This window comes from Ruegeria sp. ABD4_443 (assembly GCF_056160865.1).
Genome location: NZ_JBSWYA010000005.1, coordinates 18,025 through 39,007, shown reverse-complemented (window position 1 = coordinate 39,007; position 20,983 = coordinate 18,025). Strand labels below are relative to the sequence as shown.

At 57.8% G+C, this 20,983-nt stretch carries 22 protein-coding genes and 1 tRNA gene; 12 read left to right on the top strand and 11 right to left on the bottom strand.

Annotated elements, in window-relative coordinates:
- The first annotated feature begins 14 nt into the window (after nt 1-14).
- The 6 genes from paaB (at nt 15) to ACXAG8_RS11215 (ending at nt 4,538) form a co-directional block, all read left to right on the top strand.
- Nucleotides 15-299 carry a 1,2-phenylacetyl-CoA epoxidase subunit PaaB gene (gene paaB, locus ACXAG8_RS11240; protein ID WP_475199826.1) on the top strand — a complete coding sequence of 95 codons (285 nt, stop codon included), beginning with the start codon at nt 15-17 and terminating at the stop codon, nt 297-299.
- Entirely contained in the window at nt 299-1,057 is a 759-nt protein-coding gene (gene paaC / locus ACXAG8_RS11235; RefSeq protein WP_475224299.1) for a 1,2-phenylacetyl-CoA epoxidase subunit PaaC, read from the top strand. Before paaB ends, paaC begins: the two co-directional genes overlap by 1 nt.
- 6 nt (nt 1,058-1,063) lie before the next feature.
- Nucleotides 1,064-1,525, top strand: coding sequence for a 1,2-phenylacetyl-CoA epoxidase subunit PaaD (gene paaD / locus ACXAG8_RS11230; RefSeq protein ID WP_475224294.1), 462 nt, complete (start codon nt 1,064-1,066; stop codon nt 1,523-1,525).
- Between the two features lie 12 nt (nt 1,526-1,537).
- The gene (locus ACXAG8_RS11225) at nt 1,538-2,611 is read left to right on the top strand and encodes a 2Fe-2S iron-sulfur cluster-binding protein (RefSeq protein ID WP_475224291.1); all 1,074 of its coding nucleotides are present in this window, start codon (nt 1,538-1,540) and stop codon (nt 2,609-2,611) included.
- A 13-nt stretch (nt 2,612-2,624) separates the two neighbouring features.
- Nucleotides 2,625-3,389, top strand: a complete 765-nt coding sequence (locus ACXAG8_RS11220; protein WP_475224289.1) for a Phenylacetic acid catabolic protein — start codon at nt 2,625-2,627, stop codon at nt 3,387-3,389.
- A 123-nt stretch (nt 3,390-3,512) separates the two neighbouring features.
- Nucleotides 3,513-4,538 carry a hypothetical protein gene (locus ACXAG8_RS11215; RefSeq protein WP_475224286.1) on the top strand — a complete coding sequence of 342 codons (1,026 nt, stop codon included), beginning with the start codon at nt 3,513-3,515 and terminating at the stop codon, nt 4,536-4,538.
- A gap of 22 nt (nt 4,539-4,560) precedes the next feature.
- On the opposite strand, the gene ACXAG8_RS11210 is transcribed toward ACXAG8_RS11215, so the two are convergent.
- The 4 genes from ACXAG8_RS11210 to paaG are packed head-to-tail and all read right to left on the bottom strand — an operon-like array spanning nt 4,561 to nt 7,732.
- A complete protein-coding gene (locus tag ACXAG8_RS11210; RefSeq protein ID WP_475224282.1) occupies nt 4,561-5,187 on the bottom strand; it encodes a TetR/AcrR family transcriptional regulator in 627 nt (208 codons plus the stop codon).
- 3 nt (nt 5,188-5,190) lie between these two features.
- Entirely contained in the window at nt 5,191-6,501 is a 1,311-nt protein-coding gene (gene paaK, locus ACXAG8_RS11205) for a phenylacetate--CoA ligase PaaK (RefSeq protein WP_475224278.1), read from the bottom strand.
- Nucleotides 6,502-6,516: 15 nt separating this feature from the next.
- A complete protein-coding gene (gene paaI / locus ACXAG8_RS11200; protein WP_475224276.1) occupies nt 6,517-6,945 on the bottom strand; it encodes a hydroxyphenylacetyl-CoA thioesterase PaaI in 429 nt (142 codons plus the stop codon).
- A 1-nt stretch (nt 6,946) separates the two neighbouring features.
- A complete protein-coding gene (gene paaG, locus ACXAG8_RS11195) occupies nt 6,947-7,732 on the bottom strand; it encodes a 2-(1,2-epoxy-1,2-dihydrophenyl)acetyl-CoA isomerase PaaG (protein WP_475224273.1) in 786 nt (261 codons plus the stop codon).
- A gap of 144 nt (nt 7,733-7,876) precedes the next feature.
- Between paaG and paaZ the strand changes: the two genes are divergently transcribed.
- The 4 genes from paaZ to ACXAG8_RS11175 all read left to right on the top strand — a co-directional run bounded on the left by paaZ (nt 7,877) and on the right by ACXAG8_RS11175 (nt 12,048).
- The gene (gene paaZ / locus ACXAG8_RS11190) at nt 7,877-9,907 is read left to right on the top strand and encodes a phenylacetic acid degradation bifunctional protein PaaZ (RefSeq protein ID WP_475224270.1); all 2,031 of its coding nucleotides are present in this window, start codon (nt 7,877-7,879) and stop codon (nt 9,905-9,907) included.
- Between the two features lie 72 nt (nt 9,908-9,979).
- On the top strand, nt 9,980-10,783 hold the full coding sequence (locus ACXAG8_RS11185; protein WP_475224268.1) for a PaaX family transcriptional regulator C-terminal domain-containing protein: 804 nt from the start codon (nt 9,980-9,982) through the stop codon (nt 10,781-10,783).
- A gap of 130 nt (nt 10,784-10,913) precedes the next feature.
- Nucleotides 10,914-11,885 (top strand): alpha/beta fold hydrolase, encoded by a 972-nt coding sequence (locus tag ACXAG8_RS11180; protein WP_475224265.1) that lies wholly within the window; start codon nt 10,914-10,916, stop codon nt 11,883-11,885.
- A gap of 86 nt (nt 11,886-11,971) precedes the next feature.
- Nucleotides 11,972-12,048 (top strand) — tRNA-Met (locus ACXAG8_RS11175).
- Nucleotides 12,049-12,351: 303 nt separating this feature from the next.
- Here the strand turns inward: ACXAG8_RS11175 and ACXAG8_RS11170 are convergent.
- From ACXAG8_RS11170 to ACXAG8_RS11155, 4 genes are all read right to left on the bottom strand, one after another.
- On the bottom strand, nt 12,352-13,044 hold the full coding sequence (locus ACXAG8_RS11170) for a DarT1-associated NADAR antitoxin family protein (protein ID WP_475224262.1): 693 nt from the start codon (nt 13,042-13,044) through the stop codon (nt 12,352-12,354).
- A 1-nt stretch (nt 13,045) separates the two neighbouring features.
- Nucleotides 13,046-13,666: a DarT ssDNA thymidine ADP-ribosyltransferase family protein gene (locus ACXAG8_RS11165; RefSeq protein ID WP_475224259.1), complete on the bottom strand. Its 621-nt coding sequence runs from the start codon at nt 13,664-13,666 to the stop codon at nt 13,046-13,048.
- A 138-nt stretch (nt 13,667-13,804) separates the two neighbouring features.
- Nucleotides 13,805-14,932, bottom strand: coding sequence for a helix-turn-helix domain-containing protein (locus ACXAG8_RS11160; protein WP_475224257.1), 1,128 nt, complete (start codon nt 14,930-14,932; stop codon nt 13,805-13,807).
- A gap of 12 nt (nt 14,933-14,944) precedes the next feature.
- Entirely contained in the window at nt 14,945-15,571 is a 627-nt protein-coding gene (locus tag ACXAG8_RS11155) for a hypothetical protein (protein ID WP_475224255.1), read from the bottom strand.
- A 256-nt stretch (nt 15,572-15,827) separates the two neighbouring features.
- Between ACXAG8_RS11155 and ACXAG8_RS11150 the strand changes: the two genes are divergently transcribed.
- On the top strand, nt 15,828-16,034 hold the full coding sequence (locus ACXAG8_RS11150; protein WP_475224251.1) for a helix-turn-helix transcriptional regulator: 207 nt from the start codon (nt 15,828-15,830) through the stop codon (nt 16,032-16,034).
- Between the two features lies 1 nt (nt 16,035).
- Complete coding sequence (locus ACXAG8_RS11145) at nt 16,036-16,329, top strand: hypothetical protein (protein ID WP_475224249.1); 294 nt, start codon at nt 16,036-16,038, stop codon at nt 16,327-16,329.
- An 11-nt stretch (nt 16,330-16,340) separates the two neighbouring features.
- Here ACXAG8_RS11145 and ACXAG8_RS11140 read toward each other — a convergent pair whose 3' ends face one another.
- The 3 genes from ACXAG8_RS11140 to ACXAG8_RS11130 all read right to left on the bottom strand — a co-directional run bounded on the left by ACXAG8_RS11140 (nt 16,341) and on the right by ACXAG8_RS11130 (nt 20,583).
- Nucleotides 16,341-17,537, bottom strand: a complete 1,197-nt coding sequence (locus tag ACXAG8_RS11140) for a MobA/MobL family protein (RefSeq protein ID WP_475224247.1) — start codon at nt 17,535-17,537, stop codon at nt 16,341-16,343.
- 356 nt (nt 17,538-17,893) lie between these two features.
- Complete coding sequence (locus ACXAG8_RS11135; protein ID WP_475224244.1) at nt 17,894-18,904, bottom strand: AAA family ATPase; 1,011 nt, start codon at nt 18,902-18,904, stop codon at nt 17,894-17,896.
- Between the two features lie 299 nt (nt 18,905-19,203).
- Nucleotides 19,204-20,583, bottom strand: a complete 1,380-nt coding sequence (locus ACXAG8_RS11130; RefSeq protein ID WP_475224241.1) for a tyrosine-type recombinase/integrase — start codon at nt 20,581-20,583, stop codon at nt 19,204-19,206.
- Nucleotides 20,584-20,983: the final 400 nt, after the last annotated feature.

The window sequence follows — 20,983 nt, the reverse complement described above, 5'->3', positions numbered from 1 at the left end:
AAGGAGGAACACGCATGAACAACGAATGGCCCCTGTGGGAAGTCTTTATTCGCGGCCAACACGGCATGAGCCACCGCCATGTCGGGTCGCTGCACGCCCCTGACGCGGAAATGGCAATCAAGAACGCGCGCGATGTCTACACCCGCCGCAACGAAGGCGTTTCGATCTGGGTGGTCGAGGCGAACAATATCTCGGCCTCATCCCCCAGTGACAAGGGCCCGCTCTATGAGCCCAGCGAAAGCAAGGTCTACCGCCACCCGACCTTCTTCGACATACCCGACGAAGTGGGGGCGATGTGATGACCCGCGACGAAGCTTTCCTGCAGTTTCTGCTGAGAATGGGGGATAACACCCTGATCCTCGGGCATCGCATCAGCGAATGGTGCGGCCATGCGCCGGTGCTGGAGGAAGACATCGCGTTGGCCAATACCGCGCTGGACCTGATCGGACAGACCCAGATGTGGCTGGGCTTGGCGGGGGAAATCGACGGCGGCCAAAGCGCGGATGACCTGGCCTTTCTGCGCGATGCCTGGGATTTCCGCAACGTCCTGCTGGTCGAGGTTCCGAACGAAGATTTCGGCCGCACCCTGATGCGCCAGTTCCTGTTTGATGCCTGGCACACGATCATGCTGGGGCGTTTGATGACGTCTTCTGACGAGAGGGTCGCGGCAATTGCTGCAAAGGCCAGCAAAGAGGCCGCGTATCACCTGGAACGCTCGGGCGACACGGTCGTCGGGCTTGGCGACGGGACGCAGGAAAGCCACGCCCGGATGCAGCAGGCGCTGGACTACCTTTGGCCTTACGTGGGTGAGATGTTCGCCTGCGACGATGTCGATACCGCCATGGTCGCCGCGGGGATCGCCCCCAACCCGGCGGATCTGCGCGCTGAGTATGACGCCCTGGTCCAGCGGGTATTGACCGAGGCCACCCTGACCATTCCCGACAGCGGATTTGCGCATAAAGGCGGGCGCGACGGGCGCATGCATACCGAACATCTGGGCCACCTTCTGACTCAGATGCAATGGCTGCAACGCGCCTATCCCGGCGCAAGCTGGTAAGCCGAAATGAACCGGGTGCCGACAGACCAGATTTGGGCATGGCTGGATGCCGTCCCCGACCCTGAAATACCCGTTATTTCAGTGGTCGACCTTGGCATTGTTAGGGATGTGCAATGGAATGCGGAAACGCTGAAGGTGACGGTCACGCCGACCTATTCCGGGTGCCCGGCCACGTCCGTGATCAAAATGGATATCGAATCCGCCCTGCACGATCACGGGATAAACATGGTGCAGATCGAAACCAGCATTGCCCCGCCCTGGACAACTGACTGGCTCAGCGCCAAGGGCCGGGCGCGGCTTGAGGAATACGGCATCGCCCCGCCGCAACCGGCGGGCGGCCCTGAACGCTGCCCGCATTGCGGCAGCACGGCGGTCGAGAAAGTCAGCCAGTTCGGGTCGACGCCTTGCAAGGCGCACTGGCGCTGTACCGATTGCCTTGAACCCTTTGACTATTTCAAGTGCATCTGAGGAGGAACGCGGATGGCACGTTTCCACGACCTGAAGGTCACGGACATTCACAAGACAATCCGCGACGCGGTGGTTGTGACGCTGGAACCCGTAAACGGTGCCGCGGACGCGTTCGACTTTACTGCGGGTCAATACCTGACGTTCCGCCGCGAATTTGATGGCGAAGAACTACGCCGGTCCTATTCGATCTGCGCGGGCAAGGATGACGGTATCCTGCAGGTCGGGATCAAGCGGGTCGATGGCGGGGCATTCTCGGGCTGGGCAAACTCAGAGCTAAGCGTCGGGGACATCGTGCAGGCCATGCCGCCGATGGGCAGCTTTCATGCGCCGATCGACGCCAGTGCCGAGCGGCGCTATCTCGGCTTTGCCGGGGGGTCGGGGATCACGCCGGTCCTGTCGATCCTGAAAACGACCCTCGCGCGGGAACCGCATTCGCATTTCACACTGATCTATGCCAACAAGGGCATCAACACGATCATGTTCCGCGAAGAGCTGGAGGATCTCAAGAACCTCTATATGGGTCGTCTGACCGTGGTTCACATCCTTGAAACGGATAGCCAGGAAATTGACCTGTTCACCGGCTTGGTGACACAGGAAAAATGCGCCGAATTGTTCAAGCACTGGGTCGATGTGAAGAATACCGACATGGCTTTCATCTGCGGCCCCGAGCCGATGATGCTGGGTATCGCTGCTGCCTTGCGGGATCATGGGCTGGACGACAGCCAGATCAAGTTCGAACTGTTTGCCAGCGCGCAGCCCGGTCGGGCGAAACGCAATGTGCAGGCCACCGAGGCAGGCAGTCGGGCCAATCAGACCCGCGCCTCGATCACGCTTGACGGTTCCACGCAGACCGTCATCCTGCCCAAGGACCAGTCCATCCTGGAGGCCGCGCTGGAAAACGCGATGGACGCGCCCTTTGCATGTAAAGCGGGGGTATGTTCGACCTGCCGCTGCAAGGTCCTGGAAGGCGAAGTCGAGATGGTCGCCAACCACGCGCTTGAGGATTACGAGGTTGAAAAGGGCTATGTGCTAAGCTGCCAGGCCTATCCGGTGACCGACCGTGTCGTCGTAGATTACGATCAGTAAGGCGGAGGGGAAGATGAGCGATTCCATGACATTGGACAGCTACCTGGCCGCGGGTGGCGTGCTGACCAATCCGATCAATGTGCCGCCGCGCTATCGCGCCGAGTTGATGAAACTGATGGCCACGTTTGTCGACAGTGAACTGGCAGGTGCCGCCGGATTTGCCGATGTCATCAACCAGGGGCCCGGGATCAGGGAACGGATCGCCGCCGCCCGGATCGTCATGGAAAAGAACCACAACGCCGCGCAAGTCCTGAGCGTCATGGGCGAATTCGGCGCCGACACGCAACGCTATGTGACCCATCACCCCTGGACCCAACGGCTGGACCGAGACGCGGATATCGGCGCGACACGCAGCGCGCAGGACATGCGGCTGGCCGTTTTCAACTATCCCATCCAAGGCTGGACGGATGCGGTTGTCATGAACCTGCTGATGAGCCGCGCCGTCGTTGTGCAGCTGACCGAGTTTTCGCAGATATCCTATCAACCCCTGGCAGACCTGTTTCGCGCCATTACCCCGGTCGAGGCACATCATGGCCAACTGGCGACCGAGGGGGCGGCCAAGCTGGCGCAAACCGGCCAAGCCGATGCCATGCAGGCCTCAGCCGCGTATTGGTGGCCGCGTGTATCCCAAAGCTTTGGCACAGGTCAGTCCGGCAAGATGGACGCCCTGCGGTCCATGGGGTTGCGGCAAACCGACAACGCGGGCCTGCGCAGCCTGTGGCAAGCCGAGGCCGAGTCGGCGTTGCATCAGGTCGGGTTAGAGCCGCCCACGCCATAGACGACCAATCGCCGCTCAACCGTGCAAACACGCCGCCCAAGTGAACCAGGTCATTTTCGGGAATTTGCACATACCTTATTGTCATAACCCTATTATCTGTTCATTTTTTAAAGGGTTTTCGACATGACACATTTCAACAGCTCCGAAGCTTGCGCGTGGATTTCCGGGCATTTCCCCGAATTTGAATCGCAATTGCCCTTGTTGACACAGGCCAATGGCGGCACCGCCACGGACGAACAGCTTGACCTGGCGGATGCCCTGATCAAAACGGCACAGGACCGGCTGGACAGCGCGCTGGAACAGGCCGGTCTGCCTGGCGGCGCCCGCAAGGGCGGGTCGCTGGTTCTGCGGGCTGACCTGGTGAAACGGCTTGTGGCCGCGCGTGGCGATGCCATCGAGACCGAGGTCAAAGCCTTTCTTCAGACCCTGAAAGACATCCACGACGCCAAAGGCAAGGGGTCGGCGGCGCAATCGTCGATCATGCTGGCGGCTGGCATTGTCGCGGTCTCGCCACCCGGAACGCCGCGCCCGCCGGTCATCCCGGTCATTGAAGAAGCGATGGAGGACGCCTCTGCCTCGACCGAAGCCGTGGCAACAGAGGCGGAAGCCGAAGCCGTTGCCGAGGCGGCGGCGGTTCTGGGCCCCGAAGTCATTGCCGCGCTGTTGGTGGTTATCGCGATTATCATCATCCTGTGGTTCATCCTGAAAGACGCCAATTGCTATGTGGTGATGCTGAATCAGTCGAAGGCCCCGGTGGTTTTCCTGAACGAATACAAGGTTTCAGGTCAGCCGGGCTCGGTCGCGCAAAATATCCCAGCGGTCGAAACCATTACCCGCCCCGGCATCGCCCCGCGCAGCTACGTGTCTGCCGGGCTGTTTGAGTTCCATCGCAAAAAGGGTTTTTACGGCTCGCAATACGGCTTTACCGTCGAAAACCAGGGCAGGCATATCGCCTTTGGGGTTGAATGCCCGCTGAACGGTTCGAACAAGGCCTATGTCCACTTTAACCAAAGCGCCAAGGCGGCGGCTGAAAACGTGGACAAGCACGCCAAGATTGATGTGTCCACCAAGGATGCCAAGGGGTCGGCGCAATTGCGGTGCCAGGGCCATGGCGGCTCGCCCGCCTATTTCATCGGGCGTATCACCTGACCACGCGGGGCCAGCCCCCATTTCAAGCGGGCTGAACGGAGTATTGGACGTTGTCCAGGCCGTTCAGCCCATCCAGCGTCAGGTTGGCGACCAGCCTGGCATATTCCGTTCGCGCCGAGGCATCGGCGTCGGAATTCCACATGTAGAACCAGTTCAACATGCCAAATACCGACATTGTGGCCGCGCGCAGCCCGGCCCTGTTATCGCGAAAGACATCCGGCGCAACCTCGGCAAGAATGTCGCTGAGGTATCGCACCATGTCCCGCTGGTAGCCGCGCAGCCGATCCTGCTGTTCGGCGGGCAAGGACGACATCCCCCCCGTTTGGACCCGATGTTCGTCATCGGCACCCTGATAGGCCAACAGGATTTCGGCGATGACCTTGTGCAGCTTTTGCCGCGCGTTCAGCCCGGCAACATCCATCCCGCAGACAAGATCGCGCAAATCACGCAGATAGGTTTCCAGAATATCGAACAGGATCGCATCCTTGCTATCGTAATAGTGATAGATATTGGCCTTGGATATTCCGCATTCACGGGCCAGTTGCGTCATCGACGCGCGGTCAAAACCCTCGCGGGCAAAGACCCGTGCCGCCGATTTCAGGATCTGCGTCCGTTTCTGTTCATGGTCTTTCGCGATTGGTCGGGCCACGTGTTACCCCTTGCCTCTGTTATCGACAACGCGCTTTGCCTTGCCCTGACTGCGTTCGACTTCGCCAGGGTTTGCCACGGCGATCTCGGCGGAAATGCCGATTGCATCCTTTATCCGCTTGGTCAACATGCGCGCGGCCGCGGTTTTGCTTAGCTCGTCTGCCGCGTCGGGGCTGGCTTCGACGTGAACCCGCATCGCATCCATCCGGCCTGAGCGGAACAGTTCGATCTGGTAATGCGGCGCGATGCCGCCCGTCGCCAGAACCTGTTCTTCGACCTGGCTGGGAAAGACGTTGACGCCCCTGAGGATGATCATGTCGTCCGAACGCCCTGTTACCTTTTCCATACGCCGCATTGACCGCGCTGTCCCCGGCAAAAGCCGCGTCAGGTCGCGCGTCCGGTACCGGATCATCGGAAGACCTTCCTTGGTCAGGGTCGTAAAGACCAATTCCCCCATTTCGCCATCTTCCAGAACCTCTCCGGTTTCGGGGTCGATGACCTCTGGCAGAAAATGGTCCTCCCAGATCACGGGTCCATCCTTGGTTTCAACGCATTCATTGGCGACGCCAGGCCCCATGATTTCGGACAGGCCGTAAATATCAACCGCATGCATGTCAAAGGCCTGTTCGACCTCATGCCGCATGGCGTCGGTCCAGGGTTCCGCGCCAAAAACCCCGACAGACAGTGAGCAGTCGCGGGGATCAAGCCCCGCCTTGTGAAACTGTTCGAGGATGTTCAGCATATAGGATGGGGTGACCAGAATTCCGTCTGGCTGGAAATCGGTGATCAGCGTGACCTGCTTTTCCGTCTGGCCGCCGCTCATCGGCACCACCGTGGCCCCCAGGCGTTCAATCCCGTAATGCGCGCCAAGACCGCCGGTAAACAGCCCATACCCATAGGCATTGTGAATGATATCGCCCTTGCGCAACCCGCTGGCACGCAGAGATCGGGCCACAAGGTCCGCCCAGGTTTCAATGTCTCGGCGCGTATATCCCACAACGGTCGGTTTGCCCGTCGTCCCGGAGGATGCATGCAGGCGCATGATCTGGGTCCGAGGCACCGCGAACAGGCCAAACGGGTAATTGTCGCGCAGGTCGTCCTTGTAGGTAAAAGGGAACTTTGCCAGGTCCGCCAGTTCTTGCAGATCATCCGGGTGGACGCCGGCGGCATCAAACCTGTGTTTGTACATTGCAACATTGTCATAGGCATGGCGCAGCGACCATTTCAGCCGATCCAGTTGCAGGGCCCGGATTTCATCGACCGAGGCGATTTCGATTGGATCAAGTTCGGATCGTTCCGGTGTCAGGTCCTTCATGGCGTCCTCCTCGCCTCAGGGTTCATCGAACAGGGTGCCGCCGATGGCCCGCGAGAACCCGCGAAACTCGGCCAGCTTTTCCCCGTTTTGATTGGTAACTGTCACATCGTAGATGCCGCTGCGCCCCGTCAGGCTTTGTTCTGTTGCGTGGGCGACAAGCCGGTCCCCCAAACGTCCCGGTGCCACATAGCTGATGACATTGTGTTGCGCCACGGTTGCGCTGTTTCGGCTGTTGCAGGCAAAGGCAAAGGCGCTGTCGGCCAGCATGAAGGTCACGCCACCGTGGCAAATCCCGTGGCCATTGCAGTGATGGCTTTCCACGGTCAGTTCCAACACGGCCCGGCCCTCATCGACGGCGGTCAGGTCCATCCCCACCCATTGCGAGGCCGCGTCTTGCGCCCACATTGCCGCTGCCGATTTTTCCGCACGTTCCTTTGGGGTCATCTCAGCGGCCCCGGAATTCCGGGGCGCGTTTTTCCAGAAAGGCCACAACCCCTTCTGCATAGTCTTCGCTTTGCCCGCAGGTTTTCATAGCGTCCGCCTCCAGTTCCAGGTGATCGGTAAGGGTGTTGCCCGAGGCGGCCTGGATGGTCTGCTTGGTCAGGCCAAGCCCAAGCGTTGGCCCGGCCGCCAGCCGCGCTGTCAGCGCGCGGGCTTCGTCCATCAGGTCGTCATCTGCGATGGCTTGCCATATCAGGCCCCATTCCTGGGCCTGTTGCGCCGAAAGCGGCTGACCCGTCAGGGCCAGCCCCTTGGCGCGCGCCTCGCCCAGAAGGTGCGGCAGATGCCAACTGCCCCCGGTATCCGGGATCAGCCCCACCTTGGCAAAGGACTGAATGAACCGGGCAGAATGCGCCGCCAGGACAATGTCGCAGGCCAGGGCGATATTTGCGCCCGCCCCGGCCGCAACACCGTTCACCGCACATACCACCGGAAAGTCCAGCGCACGGATCAGGCGCACCAGCGGGGCATAAAAGCTGCGGACAGTCTGGCCAAGGTCCGGCGGGCCCTCTGTTTTCGACGGGTCCCGGTCGCTCAGGTCCTGACCGGCACAGAAACCACGGCCTGCGCCCGTCAGCAAAATGGCGCGGGCCCCTTGGGCGCGCGTGGCCTCGATCGCGGCCCGCAATGCCAGGTGCATGGGCTCGGTAAAACTGTTCAGGCGCTCGGGGCGGTTCAGCGTGATTTCCACCCAATCCCCGTGATCCTGCACCAGAATGGTATCGCTCATGACAGGCCGCCTTGCGTTGTTTACCACAAAAATCTTGCATTAACCGAACGGTTGGTCAATAAATTTCTGAACCGCTCAGATCGGTCGGCACAAGACCCGACACCGATCCGAGCGCAGTCGAACCGCCCAGGAGGAGAGACACTCATGAAGCCGCGCGAGATTTCCAGTTACGCCGCCGGGCAGTGGGTAGCCCCCGATGCAACAGCCCGCGTCATCGCCTCTGCCGTGACGGATGCGCCCATTGCCCTGGCGGGAAATGACGGGCTGGATGTTCAGGCCATGCTGGGCCATGCGCGCGAAACCGGCGGGCCAGCATTGCGCCGCTTTACGTTTCATGACCGCGCCCGGATGCTGAAGGCGCTGGCGCAACGGCTGGCAGAGCATAAACAGGTGCTTTATGATCTTAGCTTTGACACCGGGGCCACGCAGTCTGACCACCTGATCGACATCGACGGCGGCATCGGGACCTTGTTCGTATTTGCATCAAAAGGGCGGCGCGACCTGCCCGATGCGCATGTCTGCCTGGACGGACCGATTGAGCAACTGTCGCGCAACGGCACCTTTCTGGGCCAACACATCCGCACGCCGCTGCAGGGCGCGGCCATTCACATCAACGCCTTCAACTTTCCGGTCTGGGGCATGCTGGAAAAGCTGGCCCCAGCGGTGCTGGCGGGCGTTCCGGCGATTGTCAAACCGGCGACAAGCACCTGTTATGTCACCGAATTGGCCGTGCGCATCATTCTGGAAAGCGGCATTTTGCCGGACGGGGCGCTGCAACTGGTCTCGGGCGGGGTGGGCGATATGCTGGACCACCTGGACAGCCAGGACATCGTCAGCTTCACCGGCTCGGCCCAGACCGCGCGAAAACTGCGCCTGACCCCCGCGATTGTCGAAAACTCCGTTCGCTTCACCGCCGAGCAAGACAGCTTGAACGCGTCGATTTTGGGGCCGGATGCCGTATCTGGCACGCCGGAATTCGACGCATTCATTGGCGAGATCATACGCGAAATGACCACCAAGGCCGGTCAGAAATGCACGGCAATTCGGCGGATCATTGCCCCGCAGGGGCAGGTTGACGCGGTGATTTCCGCCGTATCGGCCCGCCTTGCCAACATCACCGTCGGAAACCCCCGGCACCAAGACACTGGGATGGGCGCCCTGGTGTCGCGCGCGCAAAAGGCCGATGTTCTGAGCAAGGCCGCGCTTATCGGGCAGGATGCCGAGCGTGTTTTCGGCGACCCCGATGCCTTTTCCGTTGCCGGGGCCGAGGGGGGCAAGGGTGCATTCCTGCCACCAATGCTGTTTCATTGCGCCGACCCCGACACCGCCAACCACGTCCATCAGACCGAAGCCTTCGGGCCGGTTGCGACCGTCATGGGGTACCGGGACCTGGATCACGCGATCGCTTTGGCCAACCGGGGCCAGGGATCGCTTGTGACCTCGGTGATCACCCATGATACGGATGTCGCGCAGCACGTCGTTTCGGGAATTGCTGCCTTCAACGGGCGGCTTTACATAAACGACCGCGACTCGATGGCCGAAGCGACCGGCCACGGCGCGCCCCTGCCCCATATGGTTCACGGCGGGCCCGGCAGGGCGGGCGGCGGCGAAGAAATGGGCGGCGTCCGTGGCGTACATCACTATATGCAGCGCACAGCCGTGCAAGGATCACCCCGGATGGTGCAGGCGATTTCGGGCACCTGGGTGCCGGGCGCGCCCGAGATCACGGCAGCCGCGCACCCGTTCACGCAGAAATTCGGCGACCTGGCCATTGGCGAAACACTGCACAGCCCGGCCCGGACCATCAAATTGGATGACATCGAACATTTCGCCGAATTCACCGGCGACAGGTTCTATGCGCATATGGATGATGACGCGGCAGCCAGAAATCCGTTCTTTCCCGGCCGCGTGGCCCATGGCTATCTTTTGCTGAGCTTCGCCGCAGGGCTTTTCGTCGAACCAAACGAGGGGCCGGTCCTGGCCAATACCGGCCTTGACGGGCTGCGGTTCATGAAACCCGTATCAGCAGGTGACAGCATCAGGGTCCGCCTAACCGTCAAACAAAAGACGCGGCGAACCGACGATTACGGCGAGGTGCGCTGGCATGTTTCGCTGCTGAACCAGGACGGCGACAAGGTGGCGGAATACGATCTTCTGACCATGAACGCGTGCTGACTGCAAACCGGTTGGGGAAACCGCACCGGATTAGTGATTTTCTTGGTCCCGGTAACGGTTTAAGCTGTTTGCATGAACGATGACCGAATGTGGTTCGATGCAGCCGTTGCGAAACTGGCGGACCCCCAGAATCAACGGGTCTGGTCCATTGTCGTTTCCCTGTTCGGCGATCTTGCCCAGGATCGAACGGCTCGGGTCTCGGGCGGGGCACTGGGCCGGATAATCGAGCCGATGGGCATCAAACCCGAAGCCATCCGGGTCGCCCTGCACCGACTTCGTAAGGATGGCTGGATCGACAGCACCCGCATTGGCCGGGTTTCGGAACATTTCCTGACGGATTATGGCCGCACCCAGTCCGCGCAGGTCACGCCGCGCATCTATGCGCGCACGCCATTGCCAGAGTCACGCTGGCACCTTCTGATCGCAGAGGACGGCAACGGTGCCTGCACGCTGGAACCGGCCGTTCAGGGCAAAAGCTATACAATGCTGAGCCGCAACACGGCCCTGGGTCCGGGGGCACCCCCGGAACACGCAGGCGACCTGCTTGTTCTGGAGGTTTCACCGCAGAACGCACCGGCGTGGCTGCAGGAACGGCTGTGCCCGCCGGAAATGCGGACCGCTTGCGCAAGCCTGATCGGGGCGCTGAAACAGGTTTCGGACACATGGCCCAAGGGTTGGGCCGCCACGCCTGCCCAAACGGCAACCCTTCGAACCCTGATCATTCACCGCTGGCGACGGGTCGCGCTGCGCAAACCCGATATCCCCGCGTCCTTTTTCCCCAGCGACTGGGAAGAACCCGCCTGCCGCGACGCGGTCTTCCGCGTGCTCGACACCTTGCCGCGCCCGTCGTTGAAGGACATCAACGGGCAGGGTTAGGCGCTGGCCAGCCCCCGATTGCCGTGGCACTGACCGAAACCGGTGCCTTTGCCCATGTTTCGCTTGGCCACCCCTTGGCGGGACGATACGCTGACGGCAACAGTTCAACCCCAGGACAGGAACCCCAGAAATGTCCGTATTGCTTACGCTTGTCTTGATCCTCGGCGGCCTGTTGGTCGCAGCCAACCTTTGGACGCGCCGCCTGACCCGCAAAGGGGTCGACACCGTCCCCCAGGCCGGTCAGATCGTTCCGGTTGATGGAGGGTCGATACATTACGTCGAACTGGGTGACCCTTCGGCCCAATCCATTGTCCTGATCCACGGGCTTACCGGGCAGCTTCAGCATTTTACCTATGCCATGGCCGATATCCTGGCGCGGGACTTTCATGTTATCGCCCTGGACCGCCCCGGCTGCGGATATTCGACCCGCGACAGCGCAGAATTGGCGACGCTGCCGGAACAGGCCCGTATGATCCAGGAATTCCTGGATGCCAAGGGTGTCCAATCTCCGGTTCTGGTCGGGCACTCGCTGGGTGGGGCCGTGTCGCTGGCGATGGCCCTGGATTACCAGGACAAGCCGCTGGCGCTGGCGCTGCTGGCCCCGTTGACCCATTTCGTTGAACCGACCCCGGCGATATTCAAACCGCTTGAGATTCGCACCGAGTGGCTGCGTTCGCTTATCGGCCACACCATTGCCGTCCCCATGGCCAACAAAACCGCCCCCCATGTCATCAGCGAAGCCTTCGCCCCTGAACCGGCGCCGGATGATTTCCTGGACCGGGCCGGCGGTGCGCTTGGCTTGCGCCCTTCGGCCTATATCACCGCGTCACAGGACATGGCCGGTGTCGAGGCCAGCATCCGGGACCAGGCCGATCGGTACAAGGACCTGAAGACCCCCGGCGGCATCCTTTTCGGCAGCCGCGATCCGCTTTTGTCTCCGGTGGCGCATGGCGCATCGATGGAACAGTTCGGATTGTCCGCAGAAGAACTTGACGGCTTGGGGCACATGATCCTGATCACCGAACCGCAGACCTGTGCCGACTTTGTCCGCAGGGTCACGAACGAGGCAACGACCAAGCGCGCAAGCGCGGAAAACGGGTGACAGCGGCGTGGCAAAATAATCCTTCACAGGTCGCGCATTTCCCTCTTGACCCTTCCCGGCCCCTCGCTTAAATCGCCATTCACCGTGGCGGAGTAGCTCAGTTGGTTAGAGCAGCGGAATCATAATCCGCGTGTCGGGGGTTCAAGTCCCTCCTCCGCTACCACACTTACCCATAAAAATCAGACCATTGGGTTTGGTGGCCAAAATCCTCCTTGTAGGTTTGTGGCCGGGACTGCATTGGGACTGCAAACCGGCAGCGCAAATTCTATCCGGTTTTCCACATTTTGTCCGACTTTCGCGGTCGATTTTTAGCTCTGGCCCCGACTGGAGCCAAGCCTTCTACCATCATCGACGCTTTGAGAGAAATCGGTAATCCGATCGTTGAGAAACCTAATGTCCGTGTCTTTCTGGCACCTTCACACCTGACCAGAACCCACCCCTCGTTATGCTTGAAAATGCAGTTAACTTAGATCAGTGACCTTTGAAGTGGGTTGCTACGTTCTCGGCGATCGTAGAACGCTGACAGCAGATCTCTAAAGGTGTTTTCAGAGACCAATGCCTGCTCAAGAACTCCACAGCGGACCAGGGAAACATACAAGGCCGCAGAGAACGCTTGGCAGTTCACTGATTTGTCTGGATTGAACTCTATGTCAGAAAAACCGGCGAACCGACACATGCTCGTTGAAAGCTCTTCATCCTTGTGAAGTGTGTTGATGTATAACCAATCATAGAAAAAGGTGCGTGGCCGAATTGGAAAGTCTTTTCCGAAGAAGTTGAAGCCTGTGAGGGTCCCGTTCTGTCTAACGCGGATTTCCTTCTTCGCTTGTCTTGCGGTCATGTCATACATGTCAGGAAAAGGCCCCGCGAAAGCAAAGACCTTGCTTCCTTGGAATGCGGCTTCGACAGAAACCTTTCGATTTGATGATTTGGTGAGGAACGACAAATTGAAAGCACTCGCTTGCACACCCAGTTCGTCCTCTGACTTGCTTGAAATCTCAAGGATGGGGTGAAAGCCTTCTGCGTCTGCTGCGCCATGCAACGCAGCAATAGACTTCTGTTTTTGGCTGATGGCGAACCCGGGGAACCACTCGAACTCTATCTCGACTTCTTTTACTCCCGGCTGGCCTTCAGTTGGGATATACACAAATCTTTTCGCCATTTCATTGCCAGTGCTTGTAGTCTTTTCGCGCCTTAAACAATGACGGGAAGTGCTGTGCATTGTCATCATTAAATTGAGGATACTCTCGACGGATATCCTGTTCTTGAGCCTTGTTTTGCGTGGCAACACCCGTGATGTAGTGCGGCTCAATGTCATCAAAGACTAAAACTTCGGCCTGTGGGTCGGTGGTGCAGTCAGTCGGGATATCAAGAGTATCTCGCTTTACGCCATCTATGTCAGCAAACATTGCATCAAAGGCTGCTTCGTTCTGCATGGTAGCCGGAGGTATGCCAGCATAGCAGCCGGTCGCAGCATTCTTTGCATAATAGGCGCAGGATTTTTGGATCAAAACGTCTGTGCTGAGAACAAGAACAACCCAAGTATCTTCTGTATATTTTTGCCGGGCAGGATAGAACATTCGGTAATTCGGGAAGCCGATAGACACAGACAAAGAGTCTGGATGTCCATCCAGCCGCATGTCGTCATTGAAATTGTAAGCCATACCACGACGATCCAGCTCACTACGGCGCAAAAGTCCGTTTGCCATTATACTGGGGAAGTTCGAATACTTCGTGAAGTGCAACAAATATGTGATGCCGCGTTGTGTCAATCTGTCTTGCATTGGGTGAAATCCAAAAAAATATTCCACCCTAAGAGTAGTGAGGGAGGTTGAGAACTTCCACCCCTGCAATAGGCCCAAACTGTCGCATCACGGAATATGAGACATTGGGTAGTGCTCCGGCCAGCGAGGCCGAAACACTTACTTGATGACCCTCAAAGTTGGTGCCGTTTCGTTCTTAGGATCTTGTGGACGGCCATGACTTGGCAAGATTCCGGAAAGCAACATTTCCACTTCACTGAGAGGTAGGCATAGATCGTCCGCCAAATTCTGAAGGTTCTTGCGATCAGACCAAAGCTCGGACAGCACCATCTTCCAGAGGACAGAGCTTTCCCGGGTGATGCCCTCTGGTTCCCCGCTGCGGTATCCCCGCTTGCCAAGCTCGATGCAGATCGACCGGTATTGCCACTCTGTAAGCATTGGTCGTTGGAAATGGTGCACGCGATAGGCGAGGGCCATCGCCGAAACCCTCCAACGCCTTTTGGCCTTGATGATGACATCTGCTGTAATGAAGCGAGGCAGGCGCAGACGCACGTCTTCCTCTGGCATCAAGAACGCCGCCGCAAATCTGTTTGCCTCAACCTCAACATTTCGAGAGTCTTCGAAGGGATTTGGCTCCTTGGTGTTTTTCGATCCTACCGGCGTTGTGCCATGCTTGTGTAAAACAAGGTGGCCCAGTTCATGTGCCGCGTCGAAGATACTGCGTTCCGCTGACTTATAGGAGTTCAAGAAGACATAGGCGCGCCCCTCTTCCCAGAAGGAGAAGGCATCAACGTTTGCGGTGTTCTCTTCCAAGCCCAGAACGCGAATTCCCTTCGCCTCAAGCAGCTTGAGGAGGTTCGGGATAGGCTCATACCCGAGACCCCAATGTTGCCGCAAAGCTTCTGCCGCAGTCTCAGGCGTAAGTTCGGGGTCAAATGGCGGAAGATCGAGATCAGGAAGGTTGAAGTGGCCGTCGAGCCACGAATAGACTTCCACACCAATTTCACCCGCTGACAATGCCGCGTCGCGTTCCTTAGCACTCATGCTTTTTAAGCTTCGGAAGCTCACGACTTCCTTGGTTAGCGCAGATTGATCCTCTTGGTAGAAGAAATCAGTCGGGTAACCGAGCGCTTCGGCCAACTTCTCCACGGTTTCAGGAACGGCCTCATTCTGGCCGTTCTCCAAACGGGTTATCGTGACAGGTGACACTCCTGCTTCTTGGGCGAGTCCTTTTGCTGTCAGCCTGCGCCGTTTCCGGGCCAGGCTGAGCCTTTTGCTGCTGAACATAGTAGTTTCACGTTATTTCCGGGTCACGACGAAATCCAGATCGGAATCGTCGGCCGGTTCATCAACGCCAAATTCAACTTCGTCAAGGTCAGAGCCGTCGATCAGGAAAATCCGTTCGATGCAGCGCAAAAAGTTCCCGCCTGCCTTCACGATGGGAAGGCTGAGTTCCATGGCCCCGTTTTGATCAACCATGAGATAGTAGGTTTTGTAGTCCCCCCGAAACTTGATCACCGAGTCAGGCAAATCAATTCCTGCACTTTCAAAGAGATCACCGCTTGCAACGCGCTCAGAGCCTGCTCCTTTGCGGGAGCGGGCTTGGGGATCACGTTCTCCGCAGGCCTCGAATACGTTCGCAAAAAGCACTCTGATCTTCAGCTCATCGTTGCAGATGCCCTCGACACCTTCACGACGGAAGACGCGCCAATTGTCATCAATATTCTCAGCGCGAAGTCCCTTCACACCGTCAGCGTAGGATAGGAAGCCAGCGGTGTTCGAAGGGTGCAGCGGCGAAGCGCTCGCCCGACCCGCCAACGCATGGTGCCCGGCTGCGATCAGTCGATCACATTCCAGTTGTAGTTCAGAAAGACGCTGATCCCGCTCAACAGGATCGCTGATAGTCTGGCGGCGAAGTGATTCCATGCTCGTTGACCTTGTTAATTTTTCTCCCCTCATTTGTGAGGTAAAAAATTAACAAGGTCAAGCGCCACTTTTGTGCGCTGACAGATTTTCAAGTCTGTGGCCTACTTGAATGTCTTTTGACTGCGGCCAACATTGACGTTGGCAGGCGCGAAGCAAAAAAATGCCTGCGAGGACTTCGGTTTCGGGAAAATGGCCAACATAGATGATGATCCCCCCCAATTTGGACATGGATCGTATCATCTAACAGGAGCCATCTATGCACCCGAACACCAACCCGCAACCCCTCGACCAACTGATTGACATAAAAACTGTCTGCGCGACCCTGTGCAGGTCTCGGGCAAGCATCTACCGCGATATTCAGCGCGGAGATTTCCCTGAGCCGATCAAGCTTGGCAGCTCCTCACGCTGGCGGATGTCTGATGTAATGGCCGTTGTTAATGGCCTTCAGCAGGAGGCCGCCTGATATGTCATATGAAGTTGTTGGCGATTACGAAACGGTCGATGCCGCTCAACAAACGATCCGCGCCGGCACCTTCCTGAAGACTGGTAAGGGAGGCTACATCAGGCTTTTCATTCCCGCCAAGTGCTTGCCTTTCAAACCGGGGTCTGCGTTGGCCAAGGCATTCGGGCTTTGGAAATACAACGGAAAGAAGTTCGGAAACGGTTTCGTACTCACAACGGACTACCCTGAGCGCGACCTCGAACGCTGTTTCGCCCGGATGAAGACATACCGTGAAACTGGGCTCCTCTACCGCTGACTGGGGCATAGTTAAATCTCATGTTCGGCCCCGCCTTGGCGGGGCTTTGTAGTTCTTACCGGAGGACGCTTCTGCTGTTCTGGCTCGGGTGCTGCTGAGTACGAGCGGCTTTGCCGCTCATCAGGCGAAAGCCGCGCCTTCAAGGTGTCGCGCAACATGATCAGCTCACGATAAATCCGCCGAATCCCACGCCTGTGGCGAAAATGGCGAGTAAGCCCACGGCGAGCGGCCGCCAGGAAGGGCGGTTGTTGCCCTGGACTTGGTTGAGGACGGCCTTCGAGTGGGCGACTTGCTGGGCCTGTGTGGCCGACAACTGCTCGATACTCTTGGAAAGGCTGGCAAGCCTGTTTGAATGGCGGTCGATTTCCCTTAGTAGCTTTGACATTCCCGCAACCGCGTTCTCGCTGTTCTGCGACGCTGCTGCTGCGCTTCGCCGTGTTGTGTCCATGGTCTGTTCCCAGTCGAAGGGTTCCTGCATTTTCTTTCTCCTCTTTCATTTGGTTAATTTCACGGATGATCGCGTTTGCCTCGGCGCGTGTGTGGCCTTGGTCGATGTGTTTCCACTTCTCTTTTCTGGTCTTCTTAGCGTTCAATGCTGCTCGGGCGCTTGCCCCTTCGTGGATGGTAGGAATTTTGTCGATGCCACGGTTTGCATATGATAGGTGGCTGATCTCGGATTCCGGGCCAAAGCCCCAACCCCGCATCATTCCATTGTGTAGCTTGGCCCACATCTTTGCGGTGTTTTCGATGGCATTTTTGCGTGCCAGACCAAGGGTACTTTTGGGTCTACCGCGCCCGCCGCTCTTCTGCTGAACATCGAAGAAAACAAAATGTGCGTGGGGATTGTTGATGTCGTTGCCGTGCTGGTCGTGAATGGCAGCAACATAGCCAGCGATCCCATTGCTCAGACGCTCTGCAAAGGCCTTTGTCAGGGCTTCCCTTTGATCCTGTGAAGCTTCTACAGGAAGGGCGATCACAAACCGTTCACACACGCGCCCCTTGCGCTTCTGAGCCTCTTCTTCAGTCAGGGTGGCAGTCTTCCGGCGAGTGCCCCCAGAAAGCCGCTCTTGCATCACAACACGCGCTGCTTTGGGCCGTGCGATATAGCGAAGATGGGCCGCTGTTTGGCCCATCTTTGCGGCACGGGACGCGACCGTGCGCTTTTCCGAGAATGTCTTGACCGAATGCCTAAACGAAAACAGTGCCATCTATTGCGTGAGGGTGGCGTGGATAAAAACTATGTTTTTATCCGTTGTGCGCCTTCCCTATCTCCTCCTTGAACTGGAAATAGGGAACTGACCATGCAATCGAAAAAACTGGACATTCTGGAGGACAAGCGGAGACAGCAGAAGCAACTTCTAAAGATGATTAACATCTATTGCCGGAGACACCGGCTAATGGATTTTAACCTTGGAGCACTCTCTCCCGTCGCCATGGACGCAATAGGGAATGAGATCGTCGATCTCTTTGTAGACCGTATTCAAACTGCCGAAAAGAATTTGCCCCCGAAAGCGGGGGCGAGCACTGCCGGGACAATACCCAGAAACCATGGACGTACACGGTGTCAATGAATAGCGCAGTGTGGAGACGCCTCAGCTTGGTTTTCGCCAGCAACGCACAAGCGCACCCCTTCTTTACACTCTTCGATTTTGCCCTCTGCCAGGAGGTAATCCAACGCTTCACGAACCTTCTTTCGCATCGTGTCGGCGTTGCCGCGAATGCCGTTGAATGGCTCGCCCGACATTTGACCGAGGGCCTTGGGTTTGTGCCATAGTCCAGCATCCTGCTTGGAAAGCTCTGAAAGCACTCGGAGCAGATCCTTGGCACGCTGAGCCGAAACCGGTTCTTTCCCGGCCTTGACCGTATTTCTGGGTGTCTCCTCGATCAGCGAGCTGCTGGCTTCAAACGGTACGGCCCAAGGGACGGTAGTAGTCTCGCCATGGCGGTTTTTGCCAACCTCAAAACCGCGGATCTGAAACGCCATCGGGGCGGCTCGGCTGTCTTCACGCTGCTTGTGGACATTGATGAACACAGTGCCCTCGGGCTGCGATACATCTGCTTTGTGCAGTGTCATGCCGGTATCAACATTCGCTGTCAAAGTCGTAGAGCCACGCGGCCTGGAAGTTTCAGATGCGCCGGTGTGGTGCACGATCAGGACATGCGCATTCGTTGTTTGTGCGAGCCTCTGGGCATTGGCCAGAACCTTTCCGGTATCGCGTGAGGAGTTTTCATCGCCATCAGGCATGCAAATATTGAGTGTATCAAAGACGATCAGAAGATCGTTGCACCCGTGAAAAGCACGGAATGCCAGCGCGTCCTTGGCCAACTGGGCAACTACTTGCTGGTTGGTCAGGTTAACCGGTTGGTCAAACACCTCAAAAGGCGCTGTCTGAGCCGCTTTTTGACTGAGGTATGGGTAGGCGCGGTTCAAAACCCCCTTCGGAGCCTCAGCTGCGATGTAAAGGATTCCGCTCCGGCTTACCGGCAAACCGCAGAAATCACGCCCCATGGCAACATGCGCACAGACACTTGCGATGATCGCAGATTTTCCGAGATTCGACGGCCCGGCAAACATTGAAACTTAGCCGGGAAACAGCAGGTGCTGGACGATGTAATCGGGGTCAGGGTCGGGTTTGTGCTGGTTGGCTGAAATCGTATTGCAGCCCAAAATTTGCGGCGGCTGGTGCGATGCGGTGGAGGTTTGGAGATCAGTGTTGGCAGTCATATTTTACCTGTATCTGTGAATGTTTTGATGGTGTTCTGGGCACCGAAAAGGATGTGTGATCGTTTGATCCGGATAAGAAACAAAAAGTGAACATTTTTTCGGACGGACGGACGCTCCCCCTTTAGGGGGCGTCCGTCCGTCCGAATGTCCTATGCGGTTTCAGCCGGTTGACCGGCCCGGACAATTACCTCGTAAGCGCGCGCCAATTTGTTCAGCGCCTCAGCCCTGGGGTCTTCAATGCCTTCCAGAATCCGAACGACCGACAGGTAGTGTTTCGCAGATCCGCTTGCGCCGGATTTTGCGAGTGGGTCGAGGTGAGCGAGGATCCCGTCAATAGTCTCAATCGGCGTCCGCAACTCCTTCAACAAAGTCGAACCGGTCCGGCGGATATCATGGCGCGTCCACCTCTCGGTGTTGCTCGACTTGAAGACGGCAGCGCTGGTTCTATCCCAGTTCGACAACTTGCCACCGTCGCGGTTCGGAAAGACAAAGTCGTCAGGCGCAGCGCGCGAATAGCCCGGCAACGACATCAACAAATCTAAAGCTGCGCAAGAAAGTGGAAGACAGTCCTCTCGCTCCCCACCCTCGGTCGCTTTGACCTTGCGTGTCCAAACACCACTCTTAAAATTGATGTCTTGCCAGCGCGCGTTTGAAACCTCGCTGACGCGGGCAAGTGTCAGGAAAACGAACTTCATGGCAATCGGCCCAAAGTCTTTTTCTGGCAGAATATTCCGTCGGCGCATGCTTGGATGGGATGGGTAGGTCAAGAGTGGAAGAACCGCCGCTAATTCTTCTTCCGACAAGACCCGCTCACGAATGCCCCGGATACTTGGATCGTCCAGCGACGGATCATGAACAAGATGCACATCCGGGGCCTTGAGCTTCTTCAACCGCCCCGCGCCAACCTTGGCGTATTTTCCGCGTTGCGCGGCCCAGTCAAACACCGGCGCGAGATAAGCCAGTGCACGCGCCACCTGCCCATTCGCGCTGGATTTGCCGTTCACGGCTCGGGAAGGTTTGTAGGTGTTGGCGCAGGCGGCAAGGTCTGTTTCAGAAATACCTTCAACCCGCTTGCTCAGCAATTTGGCAAACACGCGCTCAATTGTGCTGCGCATATTGGGCTTCGATTTGGGACCACCACGCGGGCGCCAACCCTTCTTCTTGGGCGCAAATACCGACTGTGCTTCATCCAACAACTGATCCAGGGTCGTGGAATCGTCTTTCTGTGAGCCGACCGGCATCTCAAACTCATCACCGCCGTACTTCCAACCATAGATGATTTGACGGCACCGTTCGCGGCCTTCCTTGATCGTCATCTCAGGAAAGCGGCCAATGGTTTTGGTCCGCATTACCCCCTGTGCATCTCGGGCCATCGCTGCCATGGTATTGCGCCCGCTCGGCATCACCCGAAGTGTGAACCCTTCTACCTTGGTATCCTTGATATGGTAGCGCTTGGGTTTGATCTCGGCATGTTTGACCATCAGGGCAGTAAGCTCTACCTTGCTGGTTTCTTTCTCATTTTCAGTCATAGGTCGTCCTTGCTACTTGGTCGTTGCAGGAACGAAATTGGCCACTTTTCATCTGACGAACCGGGACTGCACGGGACTGCAAAGGCTGTTAGATTATCTGACGAAGCATGGGACAGGGTGAGACAAACACCGTTGCCAAGAAGGCACACCGAAGCGAGAAAATACTCTTTTTTCTTAGTGTTTTCAGTGTCTCAAAGCGTCCCAGCTTGGCTCGGCAAGCTACCCGCTGTCCAACAGAGAGAATGGTATCGGGCGGAATCATAATCCGCGTGTCGGGGGTTCAAGTCCCTCCTCCGCTACCACGAAATCCCAGAAATGATGGCTGTTGACGATAGCGTTGGATCGTGTCCTGGCGCCGCTCTCCATGGCGCATGGCAGAACAGCGCGCTGTAGCAGCGCC